Origin of the sequence: Streptomyces sp. NBC_00029, from assembly GCF_045160505.1 — a bacterium.
Taxonomy (GTDB): domain Bacteria; phylum Actinomycetota; class Actinomycetes; order Streptomycetales; family Streptomycetaceae; genus Streptomyces.
Window position 1 is genome coordinate 2,439,550 of the sequence record NZ_CP108292.1, and the last position, 22,020, is coordinate 2,461,569.

The 22,020-nt window shown below is 72.1% G+C and carries 16 protein-coding genes and 1 pseudogene; 10 read left to right on the forward strand and 7 right to left on the reverse strand.

Translation table 11 applies throughout. From position 1 onward, the window contains the following. Window positions 1–298 precede the first annotated feature (298 nt). Window positions 299–1,483: an AAA family ATPase gene (locus OG753_RS11760; RefSeq protein ID WP_405788362.1), complete on the forward strand. Its 1,185-nt coding sequence runs from the start codon at window positions 299–301 to the stop codon at window positions 1,481–1,483. A gap of 70 nt (window positions 1,484–1,553) precedes the next feature. Here the strand turns inward: OG753_RS11760 and OG753_RS11765 are convergent, their stop codons facing one another. From OG753_RS11765 to OG753_RS11775, 3 genes are read right to left on the reverse strand one after another with little or no spacing between them, the layout of a single operon-like run. Next, the gene (locus OG753_RS11765) at window positions 1,554–1,964 is read right to left on the reverse strand and encodes a hypothetical protein (protein WP_405788364.1); all 411 of its coding nucleotides are present in this window, start codon (window positions 1,962–1,964) and stop codon (window positions 1,554–1,556) included. Between the two features lie 51 nt (window positions 1,965–2,015). Beyond that, window positions 2,016–3,677: an amidohydrolase gene (locus OG753_RS11770; RefSeq protein WP_405788366.1), complete on the reverse strand. Its 1,662-nt coding sequence runs from the start codon at window positions 3,675–3,677 to the stop codon at window positions 2,016–2,018. A gap of 33 nt (window positions 3,678–3,710) precedes the next feature. Continuing rightward, on the reverse strand, window positions 3,711–5,105 hold the full coding sequence (locus OG753_RS11775; RefSeq protein WP_327261760.1) for a cytosine permease: 1,395 nt from the start codon (window positions 5,103–5,105) through the stop codon (window positions 3,711–3,713). A 137-nt stretch (window positions 5,106–5,242) separates the two neighbouring features. Here OG753_RS11775 and OG753_RS11780 point away from each other — a divergent pair, with 137 nt between their 5' ends. The 8 genes from OG753_RS11780 (at window position 5,243) to OG753_RS11815 (ending at window position 17,631) form a co-directional block, all read left to right on the forward strand. Then, the gene (locus tag OG753_RS11780; RefSeq protein ID WP_327261761.1) at window positions 5,243–5,851 is read left to right on the forward strand and encodes a TetR/AcrR family transcriptional regulator; all 609 of its coding nucleotides are present in this window, start codon (window positions 5,243–5,245) and stop codon (window positions 5,849–5,851) included. 443 nt (window positions 5,852–6,294) lie between these two features. After that, window positions 6,295–7,197, forward strand: a complete 903-nt coding sequence (locus OG753_RS11785) for an alpha/beta hydrolase (RefSeq protein WP_327261762.1) — start codon at window positions 6,295–6,297, stop codon at window positions 7,195–7,197. A 769-nt stretch (window positions 7,198–7,966) separates the two neighbouring features. Further along, window positions 7,967–8,131, forward strand: coding sequence for a hypothetical protein (locus OG753_RS11790; RefSeq protein WP_327261763.1), 165 nt, complete (start codon window positions 7,967–7,969; stop codon window positions 8,129–8,131). A gap of 29 nt (window positions 8,132–8,160) precedes the next feature. Then, on the forward strand, window positions 8,161–10,413 hold the full coding sequence (fxsBH, locus tag OG753_RS11795; protein WP_405788369.1) for a radical SAM/SPASM protein FxsBH, inactivated beta-hydroxylase extension form: 2,253 nt from the start codon (window positions 8,161–8,163) through the stop codon (window positions 10,411–10,413). Then, window positions 10,410–11,219, forward strand: a complete 810-nt coding sequence (locus OG753_RS11800; protein ID WP_327261765.1) for an AAC(3) family N-acetyltransferase — start codon at window positions 10,410–10,412, stop codon at window positions 11,217–11,219. Before fxsBH ends, OG753_RS11800 begins: the two co-directional genes overlap by 4 nt. 80 nt (window positions 11,220–11,299) lie before the next feature. Next, the gene (locus tag OG753_RS11805; protein WP_327261766.1) at window positions 11,300–12,676 is read left to right on the forward strand and encodes a TIR-like protein FxsC; all 1,377 of its coding nucleotides are present in this window, start codon (window positions 11,300–11,302) and stop codon (window positions 12,674–12,676) included. Further along, window positions 12,660–16,649, forward strand: a complete 3,990-nt coding sequence (gene fxsT, locus OG753_RS11810) for an FxSxx-COOH system tetratricopeptide repeat protein (protein WP_405788370.1) — start codon at window positions 12,660–12,662, stop codon at window positions 16,647–16,649. The genes OG753_RS11805 and fxsT overlap by 17 nt, the downstream gene beginning before the upstream one ends. A 73-nt stretch (window positions 16,650–16,722) precedes the next feature. Beyond that, complete coding sequence (locus OG753_RS11815) at window positions 16,723–17,631, forward strand: DUF4231 domain-containing protein (protein ID WP_327261768.1); 909 nt, start codon at window positions 16,723–16,725, stop codon at window positions 17,629–17,631. 31 nt (window positions 17,632–17,662) lie between these two features. Here OG753_RS11815 and OG753_RS11820 read toward each other — a convergent pair whose 3' ends face one another. The 4 genes and pseudogenes from OG753_RS11820 to OG753_RS11835 form a co-directional block, all read right to left on the reverse strand. Continuing rightward, window positions 17,663–18,142, reverse strand: coding sequence for a hypothetical protein (locus OG753_RS11820; RefSeq protein WP_327261769.1), 480 nt, complete (start codon window positions 18,140–18,142; stop codon window positions 17,663–17,665). A 97-nt stretch (window positions 18,143–18,239) separates the two neighbouring features. Then, window positions 18,240–19,124 carry a S1 family peptidase gene (locus OG753_RS11825; protein WP_405792615.1) on the reverse strand — a complete coding sequence of 295 codons (885 nt, stop codon included), beginning with the start codon at window positions 19,122–19,124 and terminating at the stop codon, window positions 18,240–18,242. 168 nt (window positions 19,125–19,292) lie between these two features. Next, window positions 19,293–19,969 (reverse strand): annotated as a pseudogene (locus OG753_RS11830) (DUF1684 domain-containing protein); the annotation flags it as partial. A gap of 86 nt (window positions 19,970–20,055) precedes the next feature. After that, on the reverse strand, window positions 20,056–21,273 hold the full coding sequence (locus OG753_RS11835; RefSeq protein ID WP_401691138.1) for a DUF5685 family protein: 1,218 nt from the start codon (window positions 21,271–21,273) through the stop codon (window positions 20,056–20,058). A 285-nt stretch (window positions 21,274–21,558) separates the two neighbouring features. On the opposite strand from OG753_RS11835, the gene OG753_RS11840 reads away from it, so the two are divergent. Further along, window positions 21,559–22,008: a cell division protein SepF gene (locus OG753_RS11840; RefSeq protein ID WP_052875748.1), complete on the forward strand. Its 450-nt coding sequence runs from the start codon at window positions 21,559–21,561 to the stop codon at window positions 22,006–22,008. Window positions 22,009–22,020: the final 12 nt, after the last annotated feature.

The following is a 22,020-nucleotide window of genomic DNA, read 5'->3' on the forward strand; positions in this document are numbered from 1 at the left end:
ACACCACCAGCCTCGCCGGCGTTTGAGGCGCGGCCCGAGGCAGCACGCGGCCGCGCCACACACCACCGAGCCCGCCCGCAGGGCACCGGTCGAGGAGACTCCCGTGCGGGGCACCGCCCCACACCACCAGCCCCGCCGGCGCTTGAGGCGCGGCCCGAGGCGGAACGCGGCCGCGCCGCACACCACCGAGCCCGCCCGCAGGGCAGAGGCGCCCCCCGGGCCGGGACAGGCCCGCACAGACGGGCACCGCCGAGCCACACCGCCGAGCACCCCGCAGGGGACCCGGCATGATCGGAGCATGATCACCACCCTCGCCGTCGAGAACTACCGCTCGCTGCGCAAGCTGATCGTCCCGCTGGGCCGGCTCACCGTCGTGACCGGGGCGAACGGGACCGGCAAGTCCAGCCTCTACCGTTCGCTGCGCCTGCTCGCCGACTCCGCCCGGGGCGGGGCGATCGCGGCCCTGGCGCGGGAGGGCGGGCTGCCCTCCACCCTGTGGGCCGGGCCGGAGAATCTGGCACGGGCGGTGCGCGAGGGGCAGCAGCCCCTCCAGGGAACGGTCCGCAGCGAGCCGGTCAGCCTGCGCCTGGGCTTCGCGGGCGACGAGTTCGGCTACGCCGTGGACTTCGGGCATCCCGTGCCGGTGGCGGAATCCCTCTTCGCCCTGGACCCGGAGATCAAGCGCGAGTGCACCTGGGCCGGGCCGGTGCTGCGCCCCGCGGCCCTGCTGTCCGACCGCGCGGGGCCGGCCGTACGGACCCGCACCGCGGACGGCGGCTGGCACCGTACACAGAACGCCCTGCGCCCCTACGACTCCATGCTCAGCGAGCTCGCCGACCCCCAGCTGGCACCGGACCTCCTCGCCCTGCGCGAGCTGATCCGGTCCTGGCGGTTCTACGACCACGTCCGCACGGACGCCGGGGCACCCGCCCGGAACCCGCGGATCGGCACCCGTACGCCGGTGCTCGCCGCCGACGGCTCCGACCTGCCCGCCGCGCTCCAGACGATCCGCGAGACCGGGGACCATGCCGCGCTGGACGAGGCGGTCTCGGCGGCCTTCCCCGGCAGCCGGGTCTCCGTCACCGACCGCGACGGCCGCTTCGAGCTGGAACTCCACCAGCACGGCCTGCTGCGTCCGCTGGGCGCGGCCGAGCTTTCCGACGGCACCCTGCGCTACCTGCTCTGGACGGCGGCCCTGCTGACCCCGCGGCCGCCCGCCCTGATGGTCCTCAACGAGCCGGAGACCAGCCTCCACCCGGACCTGCTCGCCCCGCTCGCGGACCTGATCCTCACGGCGAGCCGGGACACCCAGACGGTGGTGGTCACCCATGCCGCCCCGCTGGCCGAGGCCCTGGCGGCCGGGACCCGCCGGCACCGGGTGGACCTGCAGACCATCACCCTGGTCAAGGAGTTCGGCCGCACGGAGGTCGCGGGCCGCGAGGGCCCGCTGGACGAGCCGCTCTGGTACTGGCCGAAGCGCTAGGTCCTGTCGTCAAAGTAGCGCCGGTTGGGTGCCGGGCGCCGCGGGCCAGGCGGGACTTCGACGACAGGACCTAGGACACGGCCGGGCCGTCGGCGCCCAGCAGGCGGGCCGCGCGGGCGGCCTCGGCGTCGTAGACCTGGAAGTCGATCCGCCGCCCGTCCGGAGCCCGGTACTCCAGCACCTGCATACCCGGCCGCCAGCTCCCACGGGCGACCACCCGGCCGCCCACGGGCAGCGCGACCGCCCCGCGCAGCGGCGCCGCGAAGACCGCTCCCGTGCCGTCCGCGCCGGTCCGCAGCTTCCCGTAGCCGAAGAACCGCCGCCGGACCCCCTGCCGCCAGCGCGCCTGGCAGGGGACGGCGGTGACGGCGCCGCCGGCGGCAGCCGCCGTCCGGGCCTCCGCCCGCCGGGCGACCGTCCTGCGCGTCAGGGTGCCTACCAGTAACGCGCAGAGCGCCAGGGCCACCATCTCGACGACCACGTCCGTCTCCCCCGCCCTCCTCAGGGGTGAACCACCCCAAGTGAGCTCACTCTAGAGGGAGTTCCGGTGGACCACCTCGCCCGCCACGACGACCGTCTCGGCGACCGTGCCCGGGATCTCGTCCGCCGGGACGGTGAGGATGTCCCGGGACAGGATCACGAAGTCCGCCGCCTTGCCGACCGTGAGGGAACCGCGCTCCTCGTCGAGGAAGTTGGCGTGGGCCGAGCCCATCGTGTAGCCGTACACGGCCGTCTCCACGTCCACCGTCTCGGCCGGCTGCCAGGCCGGGCCGTCGCCGGACAGCGGGCGGCGCGTCACCGCCGTGTAGATGCCGACCATCGGGTCCATCTCCGCCACGTTCCAGTCGCTGGAGAACGCCAGCACCGCACCCGCCGCGTGCAGGCTCCGCATCGGCCAGGCCTTGTGCCAGCGGCCCTCGCCCACGTTCTCCGCCCAGTCCTGGCCGGGGCCCGCGATCTCCGGCGCGCAGTGCCTCGGCTGCATGCACGCGATCACGCCGAGCTCCGCGAAGCGCGGTACGTCGGCCGGGTCCAGGCATTCCACGTGGACCACCTGGTGGCGGGCGTCGCGCGGGCCGTTCAGCGTCCGCGCGTGCTCGACCGCGTCCAGGACGGTCCGGATGCCCCGGTCGCCGGTCGCGTGCACGAAGCACTGGAAGCCGCGCGCGTCCAGCTTGGCCAGCAGCTGCGCGAACTCCTCCGCCGGGTAGAAGGTCTCGCCGCGGTGGGCGCCGCAGCCGGTGTACGGCTCCAGGAGCGCGGCCGTGCGCGGTTCCACCACGTCGTCGATGTACAGCTTGAGCGGGCCGACCCGCAGCCGGTCGCCGGCGAACCGCCGTGCCGCGTCGGCGAATTCGTCCAGGTCGGCGTCGCCGGTGCCGCGCGGGTGGAACAGCGCCGCGACGATCCGTGAGCGCAACCGCCCTTCCGAGCGGGCCCGTTCGAAGAGCTCGAGGTCGTCGAGGGAGTTCTGCGGCTCGACCACCGTGGTGATGCCGAAGCCGATGGCGTCGTCGAGGCTCTTGGCGAGCCGCCCGTACTGCCGGTCCGGCGAGGCCCACGGCACGCCCAGCTCGCGCAGTGCGCGGTGGCCGGCGCGGGAGAGCCCCTTGATGGCGAAGTCCTTGACGAAGCCGGTGGGTTCGCCGGTCTCCGGGTCCACCGCGGCGGTGCCGAAGGGGAGGTCGGTGTCGTCCCGGGAGACCCCGAGCCGCCGCATGGCCGCCGTGTTCAGCCAGGCCGTGTGCACGTCGTACGAGAGCACGATCGCCGGGGTGTCCCCGGTGACGGGGTCCAGGTCGGCGGCACACGGCATCCGCCCGCCGGGGATGGCGGAGTAGTCGAAGGCCTCGGCCTCGATCCATCCGGCGTCCGGGTTGGCCTCCCGCCAGGCAAGGATCCGCTCGTGGATGCCCGCGAGGGTGCGCACCCCGGCGAGCTGGACGCAGTCCGCGTCGGAGCCGAGCCGGACGTGGTTGTGGGCGTCGATGAAGCCGGGCAGGACGAGCTTGCCGCCCGCGTCGATCCGCTGGGTACCGGGGCCCGCCCAGGCGGCGGCCTCGGTGTCCGGGCCGACCCAGACGATCCGCCCGTCGTGGACGGCGAGGGCCTCGGCCTCGGGCAGGCCGGGGTCGACGGTGTGGATCCGGGCTCCGGTGAGCAGCAGGTCGGCGGGGAAGGGGTGGCGTGCCATGTGGGGGTGCTCCATTGCGGTGTGCGGTGTCGTTCAGGCGGCCGGGGCGTACGCCGCGACCCGGCGGCGGGTGAGGGCCCAGTAGGTGAGTCCGGAGACGACCGAGCCGAGGAGGGTGAGGTCGGCGCCGCCGAGCGGGGCGACCAGTGGGCCGGTCCACAGCTCGGAGTCGCAGGTCAGGGCCGCGAAGGTCATTCCGGTGAGCAGGGCGGTGATGCCCGCGGAGTGGTAGCCGGAGCGGTACCAGTAGGCGCCCCCGCTGCCCGCGTGCAGGGCGTCGGCGTCGTAGTGGCAGCGGCGCAGCAGCATGTCGGCGAGGAAGACCCCGCCCCAGGGGGCGAACACGATGATCAGCAGGGAGAGGAAGGAGAGCAGGGAGGTGGTGAAGTCGGTGAGGAAGAGCGCGGCGAGCGAGCCGAGGGCGGTGACGGCGGCACTGATGACGATGGCCCGGGCGCGGCTCCACGGGATGCCGAGGACCTGGAGGTTCAGGCTGGAGGAGTAGAGCGTGATGATCGAGTTGGTGACCGAGCCGCCGAGCACGAGGGCCAGGAAGAGCGGCTGGAACCAGCCGGGCAGCAGGCTCTCCGCCCCGGCGACCGCGTCGGTCATGTCGGTCTGGGTGGCGGCGGCGACGCCCGCGACGCCGAGGGCCACGGAGGAGAGGAAGCCGCCGAGGGCTCCCATCCAGGTGAGGGACTTCAGCGAGGTGGTCCGGGGCAGGTAGCGGGTGTAGTCGGCGGGCATCGGCAGGTACGAGAAGGGGCCGGCGAGCATGACGACGAAGGCCAGGCTCCAGCCGGAGAGCCCGGGGGCGGCGCCGGCCGGGGCGGCGGTATCGGTGCCGGGGATGACGAAGAGGAGCAGGACGCCGAAGCCGGCGGCGAGGACGTAGGCCATCCAGCGCTCGGCGAACTGCACGGTGGCGTGGCCCCACATGGCGACGGCGAAGGTCAGCGCGAGGGTGACGAGGAGGGCGACGGCGCGGCCCGCGGTGCCGCTCTGCCAGCCGATCTCGGCGAAGAAGACTTCCAGGGCGAGGGTGCCCACCACGGTGTTGACGATGGTGTAGCCGATGCTCACGACCCAGTTGAGGACGCCGGCCGGGAAGTTGCCGCGTATGCCGAAGGCGGCGCGGGAGATGACCAGGGTGGCGGTGCCGGTGCGGATGCCGCTGAGTCCGGCGGCGCTGATGGCGAAGAAGGACAGTCCGCCGATCACGACCACGGCGGTGGCCTGCCAGAAGGAGAGCCCGAAGGCGACGGCGAGGGCCCCGTTGATCACGTAGGTGAAGGTGAGGTTGGAGCCGAACCAGAGCCAGAAGAGGTCCTTGGCGCTGCCGTGGCGCTCGGCGTCCGGGATGGGGTCGATCCCGTGGGTTTCGACCCGGAACACCTCGTCGACGTCGGCTGTCTCCTGCTGTCCCATGAGGACCCCTGACCTTGAGCGATCTTGAATGGCGTTCTAACTTCTTGAATGGCATTCAAGATGAGGGGTCGACCTCGCCCCCGTCAAGACCCTGTCCGGGATAAGGTCGGCCCAGGAAGATCCGGAGGGCGGGAGCGGTGGCGGGAGCAGCACGGCGGCGCGACGGGCAGATCGCCCAGGAGCGGATGCTGGAAGAGGCCATGGCGGCCATCGCCGAGGACGGACTGGCCGCGCTCACCATGTCCGCGCTGGCCGAGCGCCTCGGCACCAGCGGCGGCCACATCCTGTACTACTTCGGCAGCAAGGACCGGCTCCTGCTGGAGGCCCTGCGCTGGAGCGAGGAGCAGCTCACAGGGGAGCGCCGGGCGCTGCTGGGCCGCAGGGTGACGGCGGCGCGCAAGCTGGACCAGTTCCTGGAGCTCTACCTCCCCGAGGGCCCCCGCGACCCGCGCTGGACGCTGTGGATCGAGCTGTGGGCCCGTACCGCCTCCAATCAGCCGCTCAAGGCCGCCCAGGAGGAGATCGACGACAGCTGGCAGCGGGATCTGGAGTCGCTCCTGGCGAAGGGCGTGGACCAGGGCCGTTTCGCGCCCATGGACGTGCCCGCGCGGGCCTCGGAGCTGCTCGCGCTGCTGGACGGCCTGAGCACCCGCGTGGTCCTGGGCCAGCGCGGCGCGGACCGCGTCAGGGCACTGGAGCAGGCCCGCTCGGCGGCGGCCCTGCTCGTCCCCCGCACGGCGCCGTAGCCCGCCCGGCGCCCCGAGCAGCCCGGCGCCCGCGCCCCCGAACCGCCCGGCACCCCGAACCGCCCGGCCCCCCGAGCAGCCCCAACCGCCCGAACGGCGGGAACTTCTCCATTCCCCACCCGGTCCGGACCACCGGCCGGCCTTTTCCCGACAGCCCGGCCCGACGGCCCGGCCCGGCGACTCGACCCGCCGCCCCAATTCGCCGCCCGAAAACGCAAGCCACCGCGCCGAAATCCCCTCCAAGGCGGCGCGAAGGGTCGTTCACACCCGTTCACGCCCCCGAATAAACCTCCTTGACCAGGGCATATGCAGGGGATTCAAAGCTCCTTTCAGGCTCGTGAACACATTCACAAGAATTCCGCTCGAAGTGCGCCCTACCGCGCTCCTCCCCCAGCGAGCACAATCGCGATGACGACCCGAATCGATCGTGAAGGAGGGAGCGCGTGCGCAATCAGGTGCGCACAGCGGACGGGCGCGCTCTGACCGTGGAGCGCTGGGGCGATCCGGACGGCAAACCCGTCTTCCTGCTGCACGGCATGCCCGGCAGCCGCCTCGGCCCGGCCCCCCGGGGCATGGTCCTCTACCAGCGCCGGATGCAGCTCATCGCCTACGACAGACCCGGCTACGGCGGCTCCGACCGTCATGTGGGCCGCACCGTGGCCGACGTGGCCCACGACGTGGCCGCCATCGCCGACGCCCTCGGCATCGACACCTTCGCGGTCGCCGGCCGCTCCGGCGGCGCCGCCGGCGCACTGGCCTGCGCCGCCCTCCTCCCCGACCGGGTCACCCGGACCGCGGCGATGGTCGGCCTCGCTCCCCGGGATGCGGAGGACCTCGACTGGTTCGCCGGGATGGCCGCGTCGAACGTACGGGAGTACACCACCGCCACCGACGATCCCGAGGAGCTGGCGGCGCGGCTGATCCCGCGCGCCGACGGCATCCGCAAGGACCCCGGCCGGCTGCTGGACGAACTGCGTAGGGAACTGACCGACAACGACCGCATGATCGTCGCGGACGCCGGCCTGCGGTCGATGCTTCTGCGCAACTACCGTGAGGGGCTGCGCCATTCGGCGTACGGATGGATCGACGACGTCCTGGCCTTCAGCCGCCCCTGGGGCTTCGACCCGGCCGACATCCGCTGTCCGGTGATGATCTGGCACGGTGAGCTGGACGTGTTCTCCCCCGTGGGCCACTCCCGTTGGCTGGCCCGCCGCATCCCCGGGGCCACCACCAACATCGAGCCCGCCGCCGCGCACTTCGCCGCCCTGCGCGCGCTGCCCGACGTACTGAACTGGCTGCTGCGCGATCTGCCGGCACCGGACCTCAACGAACAGCAGCCCGCCTAGAGGGTGTTGAACCATACGCGTTCGATCCCGGCCCAACTGGCCGGCATTCAGCACGCGGTCGAGAAGGGAGTGTGCCGCTCTGGACTCCGCGTGTCCGGGCCCGCCCCACCCGACGGGTGGGCCCCATGAGCCGTGGAGGCCTTCGCACGACCCGCCGCATCGACGACGTCGACCCGCTCGTCCTCCCGCTGTCGGACGCCTCGCCGGCCGCGCCGCCCACCGGCGCTCCGGGGCCGCCGCCGGGCCGCTTCCGAGGGGATGTCATCGGCATGATTCGGCGCCCGCCGCCGCGGCCATCACCGCGCCCTTCCCGCTGCCCGGCGCGGAAGACGCGCGAGGTGCGCCAGGTTCGTGAGGTGCGCCAGGTTCGTGAGGTGCGTCAGGTTCGTGAGGCGCATGAGGCTTGGCCCCGGCCGGGCCGGACCCCCGGCCGACGGGACACGCCCCCCTCATCACCCCAGGTCAGTGCGCGGCCGCCGGAGTGGGTACGGACCGACCGGCACCGCCGCCGGGCCCCCCGGCAGGACCTCGACAGGACCTCGGAAGGACCCCCTCCGGGACCCCCGGCGATGAAAAGGATCTTTCTTTCCGGCAAACGGCCGAATCCGCCCTCTTGAGAAATCCGGCACGCATTGGTTGCAACTCTTGACCAGGCGTCATGTCTCGTGTTGCCAAGGGGGACTGTCCTAGTAAAGTCCCTGCTTGACAGCAGCATGTAGCCGTTGTCATTCACATGTCCATTCCACATGGCTTCCCCAAGGACGGTGCCGTGAACACTTCAGCGACCCCCACGACCAGCTCGGTCAAGGCCCACCGGGTCCCGCTCAGCAAGATCGACGTCCACACCGCTTCCGCGGCGACGACGCTCGGTCGCATGCTGCCGGCCGAATCTGCTCGTCCGGTTCAGGCACCGATCTTCAACTCCGCGCTCTGACACCGAAGTAAGAGCTCTAGACTGGTGGAATGACCGGCCTGATCCCATTTCGCGAGATCGTCCTGAAAGTTCACAGCAGATGCGATCTTGCTTGTGATCATTGCTATGTCTACGAACACGCAGATCAGAGCTGGCGAGCCCGGCCGAAAGCGATCTCCCCCGAGGTTATTTCGCACACCGCGTTGCGGCTCGCCGAACATGCCCGTGACCATGCACTCCCCTCCGTCACGGTGATTCTCCATGGAGGGGAACCCCTGTTGGCGGGCCCCGCCCGGCTCCGCCTCGTGTGCGAGGAGTTCACCCGGGCGCTCGACGGCATCGCCGCCCTCGACCTGCGCATCCACACCAACGGACTCCAGCTCAGCACGCGTTACCTCGACCTCTTCGCCGAGTACGGCGTCCGGGTCGGCATCTCCCTCGACGGGGACCGCGCGGCCAACGACCGCCACCGCCGCTTCGCCGACGGCCGCACGAGCCACCCGCTGGTCCTGGCCGCCGTCGCGCTGCTCCGCTCCGAGCCCTACCGCCACCTGTACCAGGGGCTGCTCTGCACCGTGGACGTGGCCAACGACCCCGTGGCAGTTCTGGACGCCCTGGTCGAACTGCAGCCCCCGCGCGTGGACTTCCTTTTGCCTCATGCCACGTGGGAGACACCTCCGGCCCGGCCCGACGGCGCTCCCGACGCGTACGCCCGCTGGCTCCTGCGGATCTTCGACCACTGGGACCGGCTGGGACGCCCGGTTCCCGTACGGCTCTTCGAGTCCCTGCTCTCGACCCTGCGCGGCGGACCGAGCCTCACCGAGTCGCTCGGCCTCGCCCCCACCGACCTCGTCGTCGTCGAGACCGACGGGAGCCTGGAACAGGTCGACTCCCTCAAAAGCGCCTTCGAGGGAGCCGCCGCCACCGGGTTCAACGTCTTCGACCACGCGTTTGACCAGGTCGCGGGCCATCCCGGGGTCCGCGCCCGGCAGCTGGGCCTCGATGGCGTCAGCGACTCGTGCCGCCGGTGCCCCGTCGTACGTTCGTGCGGGGGCGGGCTCTACACCCACCGCTACCGCGACCGGAACGGCTTCGACAACCCCTCCGTCTACTGCACCGACCTGCGCGAGCTGGTGGACGGGGTCGAGGGCCGCACGGCGCTGCGGGAGACCGCTCCGCAGCTGTCCGACCCCGCCGAACTCGCCCGGTCCCAGCAGGAGCTGACCCGGATCCTGCTGGCCCGGCTGCACGCGGACCTCGCCGCCGATCCCGGCTGGGCCCGCGCCTGGGAGCTGCTGGCCACCGTGGAACGGGCCGGGGAGGCGGGCGCGGACGCAGTGGACGCCGTGGTGGACCACCCCTTCACCCGGACCTGGGTGCTCGCGGCCCTGGACGCCGCGCACGACGGCACGCAGGACGCCGAGGAGGCCGCGCGCCGCCTGACCGCACTGGCGGCCGCGGCCGTGCTGCGGGGCGGCCTGGATCTGCCGGCCGAGGTGGCCTACCGGGACGGCGAGGTGTATCTGCCGACGCTGGGGCTGCTGCGCCTCGGGGAGCCCGGCACCGAGGGGCGGGCCGCGCTGCACGTCACCGACGAGGGGTACGCCGTATGGGACGGCCGCGCCGAGCACCGCTTCGGGCCGGCGGCGGGGGACGCCCGCTGGCAGCCCGTACGCACCTGGTCGCCGGGGCCGGACGCGGCCCCGGTGGCCCTGGAGGACCTCGACCCGTACCGCAACTGCTTCGCCCGCCCGCCCAGGCTGCGCCTCGGCGCCGGCGAGGCCGAGGAGTGGCGGGGCAGGCTGGACCGGGCGTGGGCGCTGCTGCACGAGGCGGTTCCGGAGTTCGCCCGGGCTGCGGCCGCCGGGCTGACCACGCTGACCCCGCTCGCGGGCGGCCCGCGGTCGGGCGGCTGGGGCGAGGCCGGCCGGCACGGTCCGGGAGCGCTCGGGGTGCCGTACGCGGCGGGGGCGCGGGAGACCGCGCTCGCACTGCTGACCGGGCGGCGGCGGACGCGGCTGCGGGCGCTGACCGAGGTCGCCGATCTGTACGCGCTGGACGGTCAGTGGGAGCACCGCTCGCCGTGGCGGGAGCGGCCGGTCCCGGTGTCCCGGCTGCTGGCCGACGTGCACGAGCGGGTGGCGGTGGAGGCGTACCGGCGGGCCACGGCGGCGGCCGAGCCGGGCGGCTCGGACCGTATCCACCGGGCCCTGGACCGGCTCTCGGAGGCGGCGGAACTGACCGTCACCGGCAAGCGGCTGGTCGCGGAGCTCCGCTACGAACTGAAGACGGTCGACGCATGAGTGCCTCCTCCCCCGCCCTCGGGAGGCTGCAGCTGGCGCTGCGATTACGGCTGCTCGGGGTCCGGCCCGGCATGCGGCTCATGGTGCACTCCGCCCTCGGCGGGACCGGGCTGCGCGCGGAGCGGCTGCGCGACGCGCTGATGGGCGTCCTCGGGCCGCGCGGCACGCTGGTGGTCCCCGCGTTCACCCCGCAGAACTCCAAGACCTCCAGCGCCCATCTGGAGCGGATCAGCGGTCTTGACGAGGCCGGGGTGCGGGCCTTCCGCGAGCGGATGCCCGCCTTCGACCCGGCGAGCACCCCGAGCCAGGGCATGGGCGCCCTCGCCGAGGCCGTCCGCACCGCGCCGGGGGCCGTGCGCAGCGACCACCCGCAGACCTCGTTCGCGGCCCTCGGCGCCGACGCGCGGCGGCTCTGCTCCGGGCACCGTCTCGAAAGCCATCTGGGGGAAGAGACACCCCTGGGAAAACTGTGCTGGGAGGGCGGGCAGGTACTCATGATCAATGTGGGGTTTTCGGTCTGCACCGCTTTCCATCTCGCGGAGTACCGAATTCCGAAGCCCCCCTTGCGCATGTACGAGTGTGTGGTGAAGGTGAACCTTCCGGGGCTGCAAAGGCACCGGCAGGAGGGGGAGTGGGCGGCGTACGAGGACGTTGCGCTGGATGACAGCGATTTCGCGGAGATCGGTGACGCGTTCCCGGATTCACGGGTGCGCAGGGGGCGGGTGGCAGGTGCGTCGACCATGCTCTTCTCCGTCCCGGAGGCCGTCGATCACGCCCTTGACTGGATGACCGAAAACCGACGCTGATTGACTGAACGATGAGGGGATGTGGCGAAGCAGCTCCGGAATGATGTTTCTTCGCTTCGCATCTTCGGGACGGGGGTCGTGTGCCCGCATCAGGGGAGCCGTACTTTTTTCTCAGTTACGCACATACACCGAGGTTCGGGGCCGGGGGACCCGACCCCGACATGTGGGTCGAGCGCCTTTTCCGCGATCTCTGCGGACACGTCATGGCGCTGACCGATCTGCGCGCCGGGTACGACGTCGGGTTCATGGACCGGGAGATACGCAGCGGCGAGGGCTGGTCCGAACGGCTGGCCCGGGCACTCGCCAACTGCCGCGTCTTCGTTCCCCTGTTCTCGCCGCGCTACTTCGCCAGCGAGATGTGCGGGAAGGAGTGGTTCGCCTTCGCGCAGCGCGCGGTCCAGCACGGTGCGGTCCGCAACACACCGGCCGAGGCCATCGTGCCCGCGTTATGGGTGCCGGTCCCGCCGGAGCAACTCCCCGGCCCCGCCGAGCGGTTGCAGTTCAACCACAACACCTTCGGCGAGCGCTACGTCACCGACGGCCTGTACGGGCTGATCAAACTGCGCGGTTACGCCGACCAGTACGAGCAGGCGGTCTACGAGCTCGCCCGGCGCATCGTCCAGGTCGCCGAGACCGCCCACCTGGAGCCCATCCGACCGCTGGACTACCGGAACGTGCCCAGCGCCTTCGGCTCCAGCGGCAGCCCGTCCCGCACCCTGCACGTGACGGTGGCCGCCGCCTCCCGGCACGAACTGCCGGAGGGCCGGACCCCCGAGTACTACGGGGACACCGCGCTGGAGTGGAACCCTTACCACCCGGTCGCCCAGCGGCCCATCGCCTACGTCGCCGAGGACCTGGTCAAGAACCTCAACTACCAGACCACCATGTCCTCCTTCGACGACGAGGCCGGACACCTCGACGGCAAACAGCTGCCGACCCGCCCGGAGATCCTGATCGTCGACCGCTGGGCGGTGGAGGACGAGGACCGGCGCCTGCGCCTGGCCGCCTTCGACCGGGACCCGCGGCCGTGGGTCAACGTGGTCGTGCCCTGGAACCGGTACGACCACCAGAGCCGGTCGAAGGAGTCCGAGCTGGCCGACCGGCTGGAGACCACCATGCCCAGGACGATGAGCCAGGGCCGGGCCGCCTGCCGTGCCGCGGCCAACGGCGTGGCGAACGTGGAGACCCTCGGCCAGATCCTGCCGCAGGTGGTCGAGGCCGCCGCCCAGCAGTTCCTCAGACACGCCCAGCCGTATCCGCCGAAGGGCGACACCTCGATCGACCGGCCCCGGCTGCTGGGTCCGATGGGGATGAACGGGCCGCCCGGCCCGCCATCGCCCCGTGTCCCCTTCCCGCCCGACTCCGACCGGCACCGGACCGGGCCCGCGGGCGCCGGCCTCCACGACAACGACGACAACGACACCGACCGGGGGGACGCGGATGACAGCGAGCAGTGACAGCGACAGCGACAGCCGTGACGGACGCATCGTCACCTTCTATTCGTACAAGGGCGGCACGGGCCGCACCATGGCGCTGGCCAACACCGCCTGGATCCTGGCGGCCAACGGCAAGCGGGTCCTCGCCGTGGACTGGGACCTGGAGGCCCCCGGCCTGCACCGCTTCTTCCACCCCTTCCTCGACCCCTCCACGCTCGGGGCCACCACCGGGGTCATCGACCTGATCAGTGAGTACGCCTGGGCCGCCACCAGCCCGGTCCAGCGACCGGACGACTGGCACAAGGACTACGCGCGGATACAGCCGCACGCCGTCTCGCTCACCCCGGAGACCCACGGCTGGGAGTTCCCGTACGGCGGCACCCTGGACTTCGTCTCGGCGGGCCGGCAGAACCGCGAGTACTCGGCGACCGTCTCCACCTTCGACTGGGACAACTTCTACGACCGGCTCGGTGGCGGGCTCTTCTTCGACGCGTTACGCGCCGACATGAAGCGGAACTACGACTACGTCCTGATCGACAGCCGCACCGGCCTGTCCGACATCGCGGACATCTGCACGGTCCACCTCCCGGACGTCCTCGTCGACTGCTTCACCCTGTCCGACCAGTCCATCGACGGCGCCGCGTCCGTGGCCCGCCAGATCGACGAGCGGTTCAACGACCGCGGCATCAAGATCTACCCGGTGCCGATGCGCATCGACGAGGGCGAGAAGGAGAAGGCCGACGCCGGCCGGGCACTGGCCCGGATCAAGTTCGACCGCTTCCCGAACGGCCTGATCGGGGACGAGCTCACCTCGTACTGGGGCGCGGTGGAGATCCCGTACCGCCCCTACTACGCCTACGAGGAGACCCTGGCCACCTTCGGCGACGAGGCCGGGCTCACCAACTCCCTGCTCTCCGCCTTCGAGCGCCTGACCGCCGTGGTCACCGAGGGCGACATCACCTCCATGCCGGTGATCGGCGAGGAGGTCCGGCTGCGCATCAGGGACGCCTTCACCCGGCGCCGCCCGGCCCTGCCCGCCGACCTGTTCCTGTCCTACGTGGCGGAGAACCGGATGTGGGCCGACTGGATCGAGTCGGTGCTCACCCGGGCCGGTTTCCGGGTCGTGCCGAAGGACGTCTCGGCCGAGCAGGCACCGGAGGTCCCGGCCGGGGACACCCTGGGGGGCGCGGGCATCAGCGTCGACACCGCCGCCCGGACCGTGGTGCTGCTCTCCACGGCCTACCTCAAGTCCGTCCGGGCCGTGGACGTGTGGGAGCGGGCGGCCGCCGAGGACCCGACCGGCGGCCGGCGCCAGCTGGTGCCGCTGAGGGTGGGGGACGTACGGCTCTCCACGCCGTACATCGACCGCAATCCGGTGGACCTCTTCCGGCTCGACGAGGTGCACGCCACCACCGCCCTGCTGCGTGCGGTGGAGCGGCCCATGGCGCTGCCCGACAGCGTCAACAGCGCCTCCCAGCCCGGCCCCCGCTTCCCGGGGACGGTCCCGAAGATCTGGAACGCGCCTCCCCGCAACCCCGGCTTCACCGGGCGCAGCATCGTGCTGGAGCGGATGCGCGACCAGCTCGGCGGCGGCATGGCCGTGGTGCTGCCGCAGCCGCAGACCCTGTTCGGGCTCGGGGGCGTCGGCAAGACCCAGGTGGCGCTGGAGTACGTGCACCGGTTCATGGCCGACTACGACCTGGTGTGGTGGATCTCCTCCGAGCAGACCGACGACGTGGTCGCGGCCCTCGCGGAGCTGGCGGTACGGCTGGGCGCGCAGACCGGCGAGGACATGGCGGCCGCCTCGCAGGAGGCGATCGACCTGCTGCGGCGCGGGGTGCCCTCCTCCCGCTGGCTGCTGGTCTTCGACAACGCGGACGACCCCGAGACGCTCAAGCGGTTCTTCCCGCCGGGCGGGCCCGGCCACGTCCTGGTGACCTCCCGCAACCAGTCCTGGTCGCAGTACGGCGACGCGCTGCCGGTGGACGTGTTCCTGCGCGAGGAGTCCATCGAGCACCTCCAGCGCCGGGCCCCCGGGCTCAGCAAGGACGACGCCGAGCAGGTGGCCGTGGCGGTGGGCGACCTGCCGCTGGCCGTGGAGCAGGCGGGTGCCTGGATCGCGGAGACGGCGACGCCGGTGTCCGTGTACATCGAGCAGCTGGCCCAGCAGGCGGCCCGGGTGCTGGCGCTGAACCAGCCGCCCGGTTACCCGGAGCCGGTGGCGGCCACGTGGAACATCTCCATCGAGCGGCTGCAGTCCCGCTCCCCGGCCGCGGTCCGGCTGCTCCAGCTCTGCGCCTTCCTCGCGCCCGAGCCGATCTCCGCGAACCTGCTCTACAGCAAGGAGATGATCGACGCCCTCAAGCCCTACGACTCCTCGCTGCAGGAGAAGCTGGTGCTGGGCCGGGTGATCCGGGAGATCGGCCGGTTCGCGCTGGCCAAGGTCGACCAGGTCAGCAACAGCATCCAGGTCCACCGGCTGGTGCAGGCGGTGATCCGGGCCCAGCTGACCGAGGAGGAGCAGCGGGAGGCCCGGCACGCGGTCCACCGGATCCTGGCGGGGGCCCGGCCGGACGACGACGAGCCGATCGACAACCCGGAGACGTGGCCGCGGTTCAACACCATCTGGTCGCACCTGACGCCGTCGGAGGCCCGGTTCTGCAAGGAGCCGGAGACGCGCCGGCTGCTGATCGACCGGGTGCGCTATCTGTGGAAGCGCGGTGACTTCAAGGCCGCGTACGCGCTCGGCGAGGAGCTGCGGGAGTCGTGGAAGGAGATGCTGGGCAACGACGACCTGCAGTACCTGTACCTGCGCTTCCACCTGTCGAACATCCTGCGTTCGCAGGGGCGGTTCGTGGAGGCGAAGGAGCTGGACGAGGTCACGCTGGAGCGGCAGCGCGCGCAGCTCGGTCCCTCGCACCCGCACACGTACATGACCATGAGCGGTCTGGCCAACACCCTGGGCGCGCTGGGCCAGTACGGCCAGGCGATGGAGCTGGCGACCGACGCGCACGAGGGCTTCAGCCAGATCTTCCACGAGGCGCACCCGCGCACGCTGGCCGCCGCGAACAACCTGGCGCTGAACCTGCGGCTCGTGGGCCAGTACACCAGAGCCCGCGAGATCGACCAGGAAGTGCACGACCTGCGCACGGAGGTGCTCGGGCCGGAGCACCCGTACACCCTGTCCTCGGCGCAGAACCTGGCCCGTGACCTGCGGGAGGTGGGCCGGTACGAGGATTCGGTGCAGCTGCTGAGCCGGACGTACGAGACCTACAAGCGGACGCTGGGACGGGCTTTCCCGGGCACCCTGTCGGCCGCGAAGAACCTGGCCGTGTCGCTGCGCCGGGCGGGCCAGCTGGAGGACGCCTTCCGGCTGACCACGGCCACCCGGGCCCGCTACCGGGCCAAGTACACCGCCGTCAACCCGGACCTGCTGTCCTGTGAGCTCAACCTGGCCTCGGACCTGTTCGCGACCGGGGATGCGGGCGGGGCGCGGGACCTGGCGCAGGAGGTGGTGGACGAGTACATGAAGGTGCCGGGCGAGCGGCACCCGTACACCCTGGCGGCCGTGAACAACCTGGCGGTCTTCCACTGGGGCACGGGCGCCGCGGAGACGGCGGAGACGATGCTGCGCCAGACGATACGGGGCATGCGGGACGTCCTGGGCGACAACCACCCGCACACGGTCTTCGCCCATCTCAACCTGGCGAACACGCGGGCCGACCTGGGTGATCCGGAGGGCGCCCTGGAGCTTGAGCGGCTCGCGGTGATGCGGTTGCGCGAGGCGCTCGGGGCGCACCATCCGGAGACCCTCGCGAGCAGCTCCAACATGGCGATCAGCCTGGACTCGATGGGCCGCAAGGAGGAGGCGGCCCGGCTGCGTTCGGAGGCGGTGTCCGAGCTGACCCGGCTGCTCGGCGAGGAGCACAGTCTGGCGCGCTATGCGCGCGACGAGCGGCGGGTCCACCGCGACCTGGAGCCTCTCGCCGTCTGATCCGACGGCGGGCGGCGGGGGCTCCGCGCGTGCGGGTCCCCCGCCGCCCGCCACCCGACAGCAGGGGGGCGCTGTGACCGACAGCACGACCTTTCGAAACGAGGACCTGCCGGCCCTCTTCCACCACACCGACCAGGCGGCGATCTCCCGGCAGCGGGAGTCGACGCAGGCCACCCGTGCCCAGTTGCTGCTGCTGGTCGCAGCCGCGGCGGCGGCCGCGCTGCCGGCCGGCCCGAAGCTGGGTTCGATGTACCTGTTCGGGCTGCTGAGCGTGGTCTCGTACCTGGGGGTGCTGGGCGTGGGCATGCGGGCGACCCGGCGCCGGGCCCGCCCGCAGTGGCAGCTCAACCGCAGTGCGGCGGAGTTCATCAAGTCCCTGGCCTGGCGTTACGCGGTGCACGGGGCGCCGTTCGGCAGCGAGGTGGCCGAACCGGAAGCGGCGTACCGCACCCGGCTGGAGGCGGGTCTGTCCGAGCTGCGGAAGATGGGCTGGGTGGATCCGCGGGCCGCCGGGACGGTGCCGGAGGGCGGGGAGATCACCGGCGTGATGCAGCGGCTGCGCGGGATGGACTACCAGGCGAGGCGCGAGACGTACGTACGGGACCGGCTGATCGAGCAGCGCAACTGGTACCGGCGGCGGTCGGAGGTGTCCCGGCGGGCGACGAACCTGTGGTCGTGGACGATCGTGCTGCTGACCTGTCTGGCCCTGCTGTTCGCTCTGCTGGGGAGTTTCGGTTCGGGTCCGGGGCCGAGGCTGACCGCCCTGCTGAGCGCGGCGGCGGCGGCCGGCATCGCCTGGAACGAGGTGCGCCGCCACCACCCGCTGATCGAGGCGCACACCCTGATCGAGCAGGATCTGGCGGCGATGATGGTCGTGATGCAGACGACGATCACCGAGTCCCAGTGGCCGTCCTCGGTGTACGAGACCGAGCGCTACGTGTCTCCGATGCACACGGACTGGCTGGCCCGGCACAGCAGTTGAGAGCGGTTGCCGAAACGGCCGGGGGCGTGGCTCAGTCGCGGGTCACGCCCTCGCGCCAGATGACGGTGACCGGTTTGCCGAGCGCCCGCGCGTAGGCGACGATCTCGCCGGTGCCGCCGTGGCCGCGGGCGGGCTGTCCGTCCCAGACGGCGACGAGCCGGTCGCAGGAGTCGGCGATGTAGGTGCCGGCGGCGTAGTAGGCCTCGTCCGTGGAGCGGGCGAAGTCCATCCGGATCTCCTGGGTGGCCCGGATCTTGAGCCCCCGGTAGCGGGCGAGGGCCTCGGCGTCCTCGAAGCCCGCTTCGTAGTCCCCGCTGGGGATCACCACGGTGAGGCCGGCGCCGTATTCGAGCGCGATGGCGGCGAACAGCTGGTCAGCCCCCTCGGCGAGGCTGGAGAGGGCTTCCAGCGGTCCTTCGTGGCTGCCCAGTACGGCCCGCAGGCCGCTCTCCACATGGCCGAGCACCGACTCCGGAATGGATCGGTGCCCGGTCACGCCGATGCGTTTCATGCAGAAACCAGCCTCCCCCGTGGACACGGCCGCCTGGAACATCCTCCCAGAAGGCGGGAGGACGTCCAGGGGTGCGGCGGGGGCGCGTGAGTCACCGTCAGTAGACGCTGACCCCGTAGGCGTTGAGGGCTTCGACCACGGGCTGGAAGAAGGTCGTGCCGCCCGAGGAGCAGTTGCCGCTGCCGCCGGAGGTGAGGCCGACGGCGCGGGTGCCCGAGTAGAGCGGGCCTCCGCTGTCGCCGGGTTCGGCGCACACGTTGGTGCGGATCATGCCGTAGACGACGTCGCCGCCGCCGTAGTTGACGGTGGCGTTGAGCCCGGTGACCCGGCCGCTGTGGGTGCCGGTGGTGGACCCGCGCCTGGTCACCGACATGTTGACGGTGGCGTTCACTGCGCTGGTGATGTCCTGGCCGCCGACGGTCCCGGGCGGCACCGGTGAGTTGCTGGCGTACTTGATGAGGCCGTAGTCGTTGGTCGGGAAGCTGGAGCCGACCGTGGAGCCGACGACGGTGGTGCGGGCGGAGTTGCTCCACCAGGTGCCCGCGCCGTCGGTGCAGTGCCCGGCGGTCAGGGCGTAGTAGGTGCTGCCGCTGCGCACGTTGAAGCCGAGCGAACAGCGCCAGCTCGACGCGTAGATGGCGTCGCCGCCGGAGACGAGCTTGGTGAGCCTGCCGGGGATGCGGTCGATGCGCAGGGCTCCGGCGTTGGCTCCGGCCTCGCGCTTGATTCTCGCGATTCCGGCGTCGGAGACCGTGGAGTCGGCGGAGACCACGAGGGTTCCGGTGGCGGGGTCGGTGTGCCAGGCGGTGCCCGCCACGTCGGCGCGCAGGACGGATGCGCCGGCCGAGGCGAGCCGGTCGGCGCTGAATCCGCCGTCCTGCGAGTCCGCACTCGCCGCCGTGGGGACGGCGAGCGCTGCGGCGGCGGCCAGGCCGGTGGCCGCCGCGAGCAGCCTGTTACGGGTCATGCGCTTGATCCTCACTTCTCGTCCTCCTGGAGAGGGTCGGGGGCCCGGCGGTCGTGGGGGTGCCAGAGCCCGTGAGGCGCAGCCGGGGGCACGGCGGGCGCATGAACTTTGGCCGTGCCCCTGACAAGCGCTGTCGGGAGTGTCCTGTCGGCGGATACCGGTCGCAAGAGCGGCTTTCAGCCTCCGCTCGCCCGCCGCGACCGCGAACGGCAGCGTGTTCCCGGGCGGCGGGAAAGGACGGATGCAGTGGTCCGCGAAGGCGCAGGGAGGCAGCGGGGAACGGTGGAATCCACCGTGATCGAGCCTCGCGCGTCGGGTATGCCGGGCTTCAGGAAACGGCGGCGGTGGCTGGAGAGTCCTGCGGTGGCATCGCCGAGGACGGCCCAGAGGCTGCCGTCGTCCGGGTCGACGGCGACCTGGGGGGTGTGCTCGGCTCCCTGGAGGACGAAGGCGGGGTCGAAGGGGGTGGCCTCGACGCCGGTGCGGGCCCGGCGGGCCCCGGAGGCGGGGTCCTGGACGCGGACACCCCACTCCCCCTCGCCCCGGATCACGACGATCCGGAGCCCGTCGGCACAGAGCCGGGCGTGCGCGGGAGAACCCTCGTCGGCGTCGAGGAGCACCTCACCCGTGAAGGGCTCGCCGTCGAGCCGGCAGGAGTCCTCGGGGGTTGCGGTCAGCACCGCGCCGGCCGCTGTGGCGCGCCAGCGCCCCGGAACGGCCGGAATTCGACCTTCCGGGTAGTCGGCGAGCCGGAAGGTTCCGGTCAGCGCGAGGGTGCCTTCGGGCGCGGACACGGCCGCCGCCCTGCGCTCGTGCCATTCCCGCCACGCGGCGTGCGGGTCGTCTGCGTCGTCGCTCATCCCGCTCAACCCTTCCACGCGGGTCCGGACGGGAATCCCCGCGTACGCCGTCCGGACCTGTGAAATCTGAAAGGGGGTCAGCAACCTCAGCAGTCGCAGCAGTCGCAGCACTCACAGGCGTCGCACCAGGGGTCCCGCTTCTTCCGGGACCACGGGCCCTCGTGCTCGGTGCAGCAGATCTGGCAGGTGCAGAACAGCCCGATGGCGACCGCACAGCCGGCGAGCAGTCCACGGCGGGGCTTCGGCGGGGGCGTCGCGCCCCCGAATCCGCCCGGGCCCGTGGGCGGCATCCCGGGACCGCCCGCTCCACCACCGTACGGAGCCCCGCCGTACGGACCCCCGCCGTTCGGGTTCTGGCCGTACGGGTTCCCGCCCTGGCCACCGTACGGCTGGCCCCCGTAGGGGTTGCCGCCCTGACCCGCGGAGGCCGTCGCCGTGTGGCCGCAGGTGCCGGCGCCGAAGGCCCGGTCCACCGAGGTGCGCAGCTCGTGCACGAGCAGCCGGTGGGCGAGTCCCGCGTCCGTGAACTCGACCTCGCGCAGCGCCAGCCTGATGCCGTGCAGGGCGTCGTCGCAGAGCCTGCGGGCCTCGGTGAGCGAGGTCCCGGTGGCGGCGAGCGGGTTCCAGGCGCCGGCGGCGGCGTCGGCGCCCCGGTCCTCCACCGCGTCCAGCAGGTGCGCGAGGCGGCCGAAGTACCGGCCGGCCTCGGCCAGCGCGGTGGCGTTGCCTGGCCGTCCGGCCAGCTGCGCGGTATGCGCGAAGGCCGCGGCCGTCGCGGTCTCCGTCGGCTCGGTCACCACGAGCACGGAGGTGCCGGGGCCGGCCAGCGTCTCGATGCCCGCCTGCCGGTCCACGGCGTCGACGAGCACCGCGGTGTCGAAACCGAGCGAGGCTCCGGTGCGGGCGCCGGCCCGGTCCCAGCCGCGGGCCACCTTGCGGGCGGCCAGGGCGATGGGGGCCCGGGCCAACAGCCCGTCACGGTCGGCGACGTGGTCGCGCACCTTGGCGGAGGCCAGCACGAGCGAGACGGCGGCCGCGAGCCGCGCACCCTCGCCCTGGGCCACGGAGGCGGTGCGCATCCCGCGCAGCGGGCAGGGTCCCGCGGTGCGCCGGGCTTCGGGCGCCGGACCCGACTGAGCCTCCGTCAGGACAGAGACCAGCAGCCCGTCATAGTTCGTCACGATCCGGGCGAACTGTCCGTGATCTCCGCGAAGTGCCAGGCAGAGGCCGCACAGATGGGCCATCCACTCCGTCTTGAACCGCTCCCCCAGCCGGTGCGTGCAAGGTCTCACGATGCCGAACAAGCTGCTTCCCCCGTGTGTCGTACGCGTGCTTACCGGGCATCGTATCGACCCGCGCGTTTCACCCGTACGTCCGCGTCGCTCACCCGTACGGCGGCGGCGGTCGTATTTTCACTCAGTCAGCAGTGGTAGCCACCAGGATCCTTGACCGTGCAACGGATGTTCTGCACCAGTACCGTCACGAAACCCCTGCGCGGCGACTATCCACTTGGCGCGTTGTCAGCATCATGGACGAGCATAGGGGCAGCGGAGAGAAGACAGACTGACCGCGGTGAAAGGAGGCAGTCCATGGGTTCGGTGCGCAAGGCGAGTGCCTGGCTGGGTCTCGTGGAGGACAGCGACGACGAGCGCTACTACGACGACGACTACGCGGAGGCCGCCCAGGGTTCGGTGGCCGGCCCCGGCGAGCAGTGGGTCACCGACCCCCGCGTGCGGGTGGCCTCCGAGTCGGCCGTGGAACACGGCCGCCGGATCGCGACGGTCACCCCGGACGGTTTCCGTGACGCGCGGGGGATCGGCGAGCTGTTCCGCGACGGGGTGCCGGTGATCGTCAACCTGTCGTCGATGGATCCGGGCGACGCGAAGCGCGTCGTCGACTTCGCGGCCGGACTGACCTTCGGGCTGCGCGGTTCGATCGAGCGGGTGGCGACCAGGGTCTTCCTCCTGACCCCGGCCGACACCCAGATCGTCAGTGGTGAAGCGGGCGGCCGCTCACGCGACTTCTTCAACCAGAGCTGAGCCTGGGGCACT